Origin of the sequence: Microcystis sp. M49636_WE2 (assembly GCF_030065375.1) — a bacterium.
Lineage (GTDB): Bacteria > Cyanobacteriota > Cyanobacteriia > Cyanobacteriales > Microcystaceae > Microcystis > Microcystis aeruginosa_C.
In genome coordinates this window covers 1-1,067 of the sequence record NZ_JASJFG010000847.1, presented here as the reverse complement: position 1 = coordinate 1,067, position 1,067 = coordinate 1, and the positions used below count along the sequence as shown (strand labels likewise).

The window sequence follows — 1,067 nt, the reverse complement described above, 5'->3', positions numbered from 1 at the left end:
TCACCATGAAACACCTTTTGACACTCCTCCCCCTCAGCTTGGGATTAATTGCCCTCACCCCCGCAAATTTGCCCCTAGAACGTTTTGAAATCTCAGAATTAGGAACATCTACGGGATACGATGAACGACTGCTAACGGACAAAAAAACCCTACTACAAGCGATCGATCATAGTTTACGTTATCTGAATAGCTCGGCGGCGATCCGCGCCTATCAAAATTATCCTATTCCTGAAATAACTCGTCAGCGAGTGCAGCGTTCCTTAGTACGTTTTCGTCAATTAGTGCAGAATTCTCCCACTCCCGCAGCTCTACAAAAGGCAGTTAAAAAAGAATTTATTTGGTATCGTTCTTTGGGTAATGATAGCCAAGGAAATGTTAAATTTACTGGTTATTTTGAGCCAATTTATCAAGCAAGTCGGCAAAAAAACGCCGAGTATAAATATCCTCTCTATCGCCGACCTTCTAACTTTTCTCGCTGGTCAAAACCCCATCCAGCTAGGGTAGAATTAGAGGGAAAAGATGGTTTACTGGGGGAAAATAGCCGTCTAGCGGGATACGAATTAGTCTGGTTAAAAGATCGCTTAGAAGCTTATTTAGTTCATGTGCAAGGTTCGGCGAAATTACGTTTACCTAATGGTCAAATTATGAGCATTGGTTTTGATGGCAATACCGAGCATCCCTACACCAGTCTGGGAAAAGAAATGATTGCCGATGGTATTTTTCCTGCTGAGGGTTTAACCTTACCAATGGTTTTAGATTTTCTCAGAAATAATCCTGAGCAATTAAAGAATTATATTCCCCGCAATAATCGGTTTATTTTCTTTCGAGAAACCCACGGCGCAGCTGCCACTGGTAGTATTGGAGTTCCAGTTTTACCAGAAAGATCGATCGCTACAGATAAAAGTATTTTTCCCCCCGGTGCTTTAGCAGTAATTGAGACAGAAATTCCCCAGGGAAATCTTAATAAAAAATTAGTTAGTCGCTATGTTCTCGATCAAGATACTGGCAGCGCGATTAAAGGTACTGGGAGGGTAGATATTTTTATGGGAACAGGAAAAAATGCTGGC

Annotated in this window: 1 protein-coding gene; it reads left to right on the top strand. The window is 41.7% G+C overall.

Going from position 1 to position 1,067, the window contains the following annotated elements; all coding sequences use genetic code 11:
• Positions 1-5 precede the first annotated feature (5 nt).
• A partial coding sequence (gene mltA, locus PX484_RS19405; RefSeq protein WP_288105183.1) for a murein transglycosylase A occupies positions 6-1,067 on the top strand: 1,062 nt, incomplete at its 3' end.